An 8,336-nucleotide genomic window follows, 5' to 3' on the forward strand; every position below is an offset into this window, starting at 1 on the left:
TCCCCTTACAAATAATTTTGCTCAGAGAACATGCTCCAAGGCCATCTTCATGAAAATCTTAGCTGCTAGTTTTCACCTGCCCTAGCTCTCTTTAAGCCTTAATTTTCACTACTCTTCTTTTCATCGCATTTAATATTATGATATGGTAAATTGAATATACTGTCAATATTTTAATATTTACTTCAATTTAAATTTCTTTTTTATTATATTTTCTATTATAAACCTTGCCATAATAACTAAAGCAAGAGTTAATAGCAGTATTGAAGAAAGAGCTTCCTCTCCAAATATAAAAATAGCTATAGTGTTTAAGACCAAAAGAAAACTTCCAACTATTCCATATATTTTTGAGGCAAGCTTATTAGAATATTCCCAAGTTTTTTCATTTAAAATTGAGCACCTGATTTTATATCCAATTTTTGTATTAGGAAATTTTGAATATTTTGTTTCGTATATTCCTCCTAATAGCAATAAGCCAAAGGGTACAATATCTACTATTATCAAAAAAACTATAAAATTCATACCTTGTTACCTTTATTTTTAATATTTATATCATTATAAGCTTATTATATACTTTTTTTAGGTTTTGTCATATATTATAATTTAAATAATAATTCTAAATAAACTTAAGATATATTCAATATTTATGGGAGGTTTTTTAAATGAAACATTTAGATATTCCTCATATAGGTTATAGGAATCTAAAGACTTCCTTAGCAGTATTAATTTGTTTATTGCTGATGCCTAAATCCCTAAATGCACCAATTGCTGCAATCATATCCATGCAAAGCACTATAGAAGATTCAGTAAAAATAGGACTAAATAGATTAATTGGTACATTTATAGGAGGCATACTTGGAGCTATCATTCTTATTTTGACCATTAAGCTTAATTTACATTCCTTTTCTATAATTATAGCTTCATTAGGGGTTAGTTTAATAATATATATTTGTAATTTAATTAAGAAACCTGCCGCCTGTACTATAGCATCAATAGTTATCTTAATAATACTAATAAATTCTGATATTATTAATCCAATCAGATATGCCTTTCAAAGAACTTTGGAAACTGTTATAGGCGTAATTATTGCAATAATTATTAATGCCCTTATAAATCCGCCAAAGGAAAAGAAGAAAACATAAAAAATACTTTTATAAATTCACAGGGCACAGTTTTAGAGATTATAAAAATAATTTTATTTTTAACTGTGCGCTGTAAAATATACATTTTATTAAACTTCCCTTGTTGCTTTCTTTAAGAATTCAACTTCATCTTCTCTTAAATAAGGACTCAACTTTTCAAATACTGTCTTGTGGTAATTATTCAACCACTCTTTTTCTTCAAAGGTCAATAAATTAAGCTCTAATCCATCTAAATCTATAGGACAATAAGAAATAGTTCTAAATTTATAGAATTCACCAGATTCTTCTGAGGCCATATATTTTTCTACTATTAAAGTATTTTCAGTTCTAATTCCATATTTTCCTTCTTTATAAACTCCAGGTTCATTTGTAATTACCATTCCAGCTTCTAATACTGTAGCTGCAGCCTCCCCTGTTGGTCTAATACTTTGTGGGCCTTCATGGACATTTAAGAAAAATCCAATACCATGACCTGTTCCACATTTATAATCTATACCATATTTCCATAATGGTCCCCTTGCTAAAATATCTAGATTCATGCCTGTAGTTCCCTTTAAGAATTTAGCTGAAGCTAATCCTATATGACTCTTTAAAACTAAAGTAAAATCTCTTCTTTCCTCTTCAGTAATTTCTCCTAAAATAAAGGTTCTTGTTATATCTGTAGTTCCATCAAGATATTGTGCTCCTGAATCTACAAGAAACATTCCCTCTTCCTTAAGTTCATAATCTGTTTTTTCAGTTGCTGAATAATGCATCATTGCTGCATGTTCCTTATAAGCAGCAATAGTATTAAAACTATCTCCCTTATAGTTTTCACCTTCAGCCCTTATTGATGTTAGTTTTTTAGCTGCAGATATTTCACTAATCTTTTCTTTACCTACATTTTCTTTTAGCCATTTCATAAATCTTACCATAGCAACTCCATCTCTTACTTGAGACTTTTCCATACTTGCTATTTCAGTTTCATTTTTTATAGCCTTTAATTTTGTTGTATAATTTAATTCATCTATAACTCTAACTTCTTTACTAATTGCAGAAAATACTTTTGCATTTAACTTATTTTTATCTAGTAAAACTGTACCTTTTATAGTTCTTACATGTTCTTCTATCTCATTATAATTAAATATATTTACCCCTTGAGAATTCAATTTTGTCTTTACTTCTTCTGTAAGCTTATCTAAATCTATATAAAGATTTGCTTCATTTCTAGTTATTATGGCATAGGATAACGCTACTGGGTTAAATAAAATATCATTTCCTCTTATATTATAAAGCCATGCTATATCATCTAAGGAGGATAAAATAAAACTATCTGCTTCTTTATTTATCATATTTTTTCTTACTTCTTCTAGCTTCTCCTTAGTAGATTTTCCACAAAAAGCTTCATCATGATTAAAAATCTTATACTTTGGAAGCTGCGGTCTATTAAGCCAAACTTCCTCTAATAAATCCTTATCCATAACTATTTTAAATTTATTATTATTTGCTATAGCTTTATAGATTTCATATTGTTTAACTGATACAACTCTTCCATCAAAGCCTAATACTTTATCTTCCTTAACATTATCTTTAATCCATTCCTCTAAACTTGGGTAGCCTGGAATAGCCATTTTCATAAGCTCAATTCCAGTTCCTAATAATTCCTTAGCTGCCTGAATAAAATATCTTCCATCAGTCCAAAGATAAGCCTTATCTAATCCCACCAATAAGGTTCCTGATGAGCCAGTAAAACCTGATATAAATTCCCTTCCTTTAAAATAATCTGCTACATATTCACTTTGATGTGAATCACTGCTTGGGATTATATAATAATTTATATTTTCTTTTTTCATTACTTCTCTAAGTTTTTCTAAATTACTCATTCTATTACTCCTCACTTTATCCTTTTAATTATCATTATATCAATAGAAATTGTTATAATCTATAACGATTAATATTTACTTAACTGAATAAAAAATGATGAAGCTCAAAAATATCTATGAACTTCATCATATAATTAAATCTATATTTAACTCTTTTAATATTCTTCTACCTTTTTCCCTAATATTTGAATCCCTAAATATACTGCTAATATTGCTATCGGAAGAGCAATATACCACTTTAATCCAAATCCAGCTGGAATATATCCGAAGATTATTGTTATTGATGCAACAAATAAAGAATACCAAATTTGAGTATTAACGTGATCAATATGATTACATCCGGATCCCATTGATGAAAGAATTGTAGTATCTGATATAGGAGAACAATGATCACCAAATATAGCTCCAGTTAATACAGCACTTGTACTAACAACCACATAACTCATATCTGGATTTATTGAATATGCAAGAGGTATTGCCAAAGGCATTAATATTCCCATAGTTCCATAAGCTGTACCTGTTGCAAAGGAGATAACTGAACCCAATATAAATATTAAACTTGGAAGCAAGAATTTTGGAAATGCCCCTGAAAGTAAGGAAACTAAATACTTTGCTGTTCCTAAATCCTTTATTACAGAACTTAATGACCAAGCTAATAGCAATATAACTCCAGTAATAAGTAATGGTTTCATTCCATCAATCCATACATCTATAGCTTCAGAAATTGTAAATATCTTTTTAATCACTCCTAAAACAATAGTTACTATGCTTGATATTAAAGCTGACTGGAATAATGCTATTGAAGCATCTGATGCACTAAAAGCCTCTTGAATCCCTTTAAGAGATAAAGGTGAATTATGCATAAATTCCTTAAGAGCATCATTTTCCCCTGCCATTATTGAAGAATAACCACTATAGTAAAAACAAATTAAAGCCGTTGCTATTAATGTTCCTATTGGAATTATAGCATTCCAGATACTTAACTTTATTCCTTCTTTTGGTTCAAAATCCGAATTATCAAAATTTGAATCTAAGGCAGTTTCATCCTTAGATGCTTCCTCTCTTTTTCTTGCCTTAACCTCAGCCTTATACATTGGTCCAAAATCCTTTAATAGGATCGAAGTAATGAAAATAAATATTAGTATTAATATATTATAAAATCTATAAGGAATAGTCTGTAAAAAGATACCAAAAGCATCCACCTCTTTACCAATACCATTTACAAAAGCATCATTTATTAAACCAACCTCTAAACCAATCCAAGTAGATACAATTGCTAAACCTGCAATTGGAGCTGCAGTTGCATCTATAATAAAAGCCAATCTTTCCCTTGATATTTTCATTTTATCTGAAACAGGCTTCATTATAGGTCCTACTATTAATGAATTAGCATAATCATCAAAAAATACTGCTAACCCTAACAAAAGTGTAACTAATTGAGTACTCCTAGCTGTTTTTGCTTTTTTTGCTAAAGCTTCTGCAACAGCTTTTGCCCCTCCCATTTTAGCTACTAATTGTATAATTCCACCTATAACTAGCACCTGAAGAATTATCCCTGCATTCCAAGAATCAGCTAAAGAATTTAATGCCCTAGATACAAAATCTAGAAAAGCTTGTATTATCGCATCCATAAAGGAATTAACCACTAACTGTACTAAAAATGTACCTGATAATGCACCAATAAATAAAGATATAACAACATTCTTAGTTATAAAAGCTAATAATATTGCCAAAATAGGTGGTATCAAAGTTAATATACCATAATGATCTGCATTTCTTACAGATACATCTAATTCCTCTGCAAAAACAACAGATGTTGATAATAAACTAATCATAGTTGTTATTAAGAACAACTTAATACTCTTTTTATTATTCATTTTTAAACTCCTTTGTAATATTTTCTAATAATAAAATCAAATATAAAAAACCTCGAGTTCTCACTCAAGGTTTTAAAAATATCAGCACTGATAATAATAAAATAAGTTCCTCAAGTAATAGCTCTCCACAAAGATAGTTTGTGGCAGTGTTATATATATTCTATATAACACCAGCAGTATGATCTTAAAGCATCAATCATACGCTTCGGCGATAATTCCTTTCCTATTAAATCACAGTGCTTACCTCATTAATAGTACTCTTAATTACCGCGCCTCTATACCTTGTCTTTATTTATATTTAATTTCCACACTCATTATATAAGGATTATCATATTAAATCAACCATATAATAAAACTAATTATAAGTTTATTATTTAGACATAAACTCTTCAATTTGTTCTACTGATTTTATCATATTTTTCGTTAAAACTTCATTACCATCCTTAGTAATTAAAACATCATCCTCTATTCTAATTCCAATTCCCTCTTCTTCTATATAAATGCCTGGTTCAACAGTATATACCATTCCTTCTTCAAAGGTTACATTTCTTCCTTCTAATTCTACATCATGAGTATCCATTCCTAAGCTATGGCCTATACTGTGATAATAGTATTTTGAAACATCCTCTTTATTTTTAATTAATCCGAGCTTTATACATTCCTCAGCTATTAAGTCTCTAGCCAGCTTGTTAATATCAAGAAATTTAACTCCCGGCTTCATTTCGCTAATTATCTTTTCATTTACTCTAAGAACTGCATTGTAGACTTCTTTTTGTCTTTTGGTAAACTTTCCGCTTACAGGGAAGGTTCTTGATATATCTGCATTATAATACTTATATTGTGCACCTAAATCAAATAAAATCAAATCATTTTCCTTAAGTTCTGTATTATTATCTACATAATGAAGAATTGTTGCATTTTTTCCCGTTGCTGCAATAGTCTTAAAGGCTAAATCCTTAACTCCTCTTTTTTTACATACAAAATCAAAATACGCTTCTAATTCATATTCTTTCATTCCTGCCTTAGTATTTTTCATTAGATTTTCTACACCCTCAATTGTAATTTCTATTGCTTTTCTTATTCTATTTATTTCTTCTTCAGTTTTTACAAGTCTTAATTCAGCAATAATTTTATAAGCATTTTTAATACTTATATTATAGTATCTATCTTTTATTTTATTTAAATAGTCATAAGACGAATTTTTTTCTTCTAAATCTAAATAAATATTTAATTCTTCCTTATTTAAAACTAACTTATCAATGAACTTATCTAGTTCGCTTAAATATTTAACTTCTTCTATTCCGCAAATTTCTCTTGCTTCTTCTTTTCTTATAGTTTTTCCATTCCATTTTTCCATAATTTCATCTATATCTTTTATGAATAGGTACTCTTTATTCTCCCCATTAAATTTACTTAATAACAATACATGAGCTTGCTCATCTATTCCTGTTAAATAATAAAAATTTCTATTTGGTGTAAAAGGATATTCTTCATCCCCAGTTTTCTTTGGAGCATTTCCTGCAAATAAAATCAGAATAGAATTATCCTTAATTTTATCAAAAACTCTTTTTCTGTTTTTTATATAAAATTCCTTTTTCATAGTTCCTCCAACTTCCTTATCAAACATTAAAAATAGGCTATATTTTAAATATAGCCTATTTTTCCCTTAAATGCATTATTTATTATAAAAGAAATCTAGTTACTATAAAAACTGAAACAATAATGGCAGTTAAATCAGCTAAAATTGCTGCCCATAAAGTATGCCTTATCTTCTTTATTTGAACAGCTCCAAAATAAACTGTCAGGGTATAAAATATTGTTTCAGTAGTTCCCATAATTACAGATGATATAAGCCCTATTTTTGTATCCGGTCCATAATTTTTTAATATATCTGTTAATACTCCAATAGCTCCACTTCCTGATAAAGGCTTTATTAATATTAAAGGAATTACTTCCTTTGGAAGGCCTATTAAAGCACCTATTGGTGCTATTAAATCATTTAAAATATCTAATAATTTTGCCTCCCTAAAAATATTTACTGCTATAAGCATAGCTAGCAGATAGGGAAATATGTTTAAACAGACTTTTAAGCCTTCCTTTGCCCCTTCAATAAACCATTCATATACTTTTCTTCCCTTGAACATTCCATAAGTTGTGATTACTATAACTATTATAGGAATAATGCTCTTAGTTAAATACTGTAACATTAAAACACTCCTTTAAAAATACCTTTGTAATATTTTGCAATATATAGTTCCTGCAATTGCAGCTATTGTGCTAGCTGTTACTGCTGGAATTATTATTGCACCAGGATTGATGGAGCCTGTTGCAGCCCTAATGGAAATTACAGTTGAAGGAACAAGCTGTATACATGCAGCATTTAATACTAAAAATAAGGCCATATCGTTAGAGGCACGTCCCTCTTTCTTGTTTAGTCTGCTCATTTCCTCCATTGCCTTTATTCCAAAAGGAGTAGCTGCATTACCAAGGCCCATCATATTTGCAGTAATATTCATAACTATGGCTCCCAAAGCTTTTTCATCCTTTGCTGCTTCTTTAAAAAGACGCTTTAATATCGGTTTAAGGAGTTTTGCTAGCTTTTGAGTAAATCCACTTTTTTCTGCTACCTTCATTACTCCACACCAAAAACACATTATTCCTACTAATCCAATTATCAATGAAACTGTTGAATCTGCTGTTTTTATGATAGAATTTGAAATAATTTCTCCATTACCTGTAATTAATCCAACTAATATTCCTAAGAATATCATTATAAACCAAACATAATTTATCAAAATTTCACCCCTTACAAATTTCTTATACAATATATGCCTTGCATGAGAAATTTATTAGTGATAGGATAAATAATATAACTATTATTTGTTATGTTTAAAATTACAAAGGAGACATAAAAGGAGATATATATGAAGGAATCTAATTTAAAATTAGCTCAAAAAGAAATTGATGATGCTTTAGAAACAGTAGAAGAAATTGTTAATGTATTAGATAATGAAGCAGAAAAAAAGATAATTAAAGAAAAATTTATTTTATTAAATAATAAGCTTCAAGAATTAGAAAATATATTAAAAGAAGAAGGAATTTTATAATAAAATACAGAAATAACAAAAAAACAACTTCTTTTGAAGTTGTTTTTTTGACCCATAACCCAATTCTCAAAATAAATAAATCTCTTACTCAATACCAAACCCTTCACCGAAAGTTGAAATTTGACGAAAACGTTTAATAACCTTTAAGAGTATTATATCATCTTTACTATTTTTTTGCAATAATTAGTTTAAATTACAAAAAGTTTTTTCTTAATAACTTAATAAAAACTGCAATCGAGTAGGAGCTGAATAATTATTTTATTCAGCGTCCTCTCACACCACCGTGCGTACCGTTCGGTACACGGCGGTTCAATAGAAATTAATGTACAAATGAATAAATTTCAGATATTG

8 protein-coding genes, 1 riboswitch and 1 other annotated feature (1 of these 10 only partly in view) are annotated in these 8,336 nt (G+C 28.8%); of the genes, 2 read left to right on the forward strand and 6 right to left on the reverse strand.

The genetic code is table 11. The annotated features are described in order from the left end of the window. Window positions 1–133: a binding site (T-box leader), on the reverse strand (it extends 106 nt beyond the left edge of the window). A gap of 44 nt (window positions 134–177) precedes the next feature. Continuing rightward, window positions 178–519: an SdpI family protein gene (locus KQI16_RS10675; protein ID WP_216434299.1), complete on the reverse strand. Its 342-nt coding sequence runs from the start codon at window positions 517–519 to the stop codon at window positions 178–180. A gap of 140 nt (window positions 520–659) precedes the next feature. Here KQI16_RS10675 and KQI16_RS10680 point away from each other — a divergent pair, with 140 nt between their 5' ends. After that, window positions 660–1,139, forward strand: a complete 480-nt coding sequence (locus KQI16_RS10680; protein WP_216434301.1) for an FUSC family protein — start codon at window positions 660–662, stop codon at window positions 1,137–1,139. Window positions 1,140–1,228: 89 nt separating this feature from the next. Here KQI16_RS10680 and KQI16_RS10685 read toward each other — a convergent pair whose 3' ends face one another. The 5 genes from KQI16_RS10685 to KQI16_RS10705 form a co-directional block, all read right to left on the reverse strand. Next, the gene (locus tag KQI16_RS10685; protein WP_216434303.1) at window positions 1,229–3,001 is read right to left on the reverse strand and encodes an aminopeptidase P family protein; all 1,773 of its coding nucleotides are present in this window, start codon (window positions 2,999–3,001) and stop codon (window positions 1,229–1,231) included. Between the two features lie 155 nt (window positions 3,002–3,156). Continuing rightward, entirely contained in the window at window positions 3,157–4,878 is a 1,722-nt protein-coding gene (locus tag KQI16_RS10690) for a Na+/H+ antiporter NhaC family protein (protein WP_216434304.1), read from the reverse strand. 110 nt (window positions 4,879–4,988) lie between these two features. After that, a riboswitch (Lysine riboswitch) is annotated at window positions 4,989–5,164 on the reverse strand. Window positions 5,165–5,248: 84 nt separating this feature from the next. Beyond that, window positions 5,249–6,478, reverse strand: a complete 1,230-nt coding sequence (locus KQI16_RS10695; RefSeq protein ID WP_216434306.1) for an aminopeptidase P family protein — start codon at window positions 6,476–6,478, stop codon at window positions 5,249–5,251. Window positions 6,479–6,560: 82 nt separating this feature from the next. Continuing rightward, window positions 6,561–7,085 carry a spore maturation protein gene (locus KQI16_RS10700; protein ID WP_119864152.1) on the reverse strand — a complete coding sequence of 175 codons (525 nt, stop codon included), beginning with the start codon at window positions 7,083–7,085 and terminating at the stop codon, window positions 6,561–6,563. Window positions 7,086–7,097: 12 nt separating this feature from the next. Next, window positions 7,098–7,673, reverse strand: coding sequence for a nucleoside recognition domain-containing protein (locus tag KQI16_RS10705; RefSeq protein ID WP_119864151.1), 576 nt, complete (start codon window positions 7,671–7,673; stop codon window positions 7,098–7,100). 129 nt (window positions 7,674–7,802) lie between these two features. Here KQI16_RS10705 and KQI16_RS10710 point away from each other — a divergent pair, with 129 nt between their 5' ends. Further along, the gene (locus KQI16_RS10710; RefSeq protein WP_216434308.1) at window positions 7,803–7,985 is read left to right on the forward strand and encodes a hypothetical protein; all 183 of its coding nucleotides are present in this window, start codon (window positions 7,803–7,805) and stop codon (window positions 7,983–7,985) included. Window positions 7,986–8,336 lie beyond the last annotated feature (351 nt).

It is taken from the genome of Caproiciproducens sp. MSJ-32, assembly GCF_018918055.1.
In the GTDB taxonomy this organism is placed as follows: domain Bacteria; phylum Bacillota; class Clostridia; order Clostridiales; family Clostridiaceae; genus Clostridium.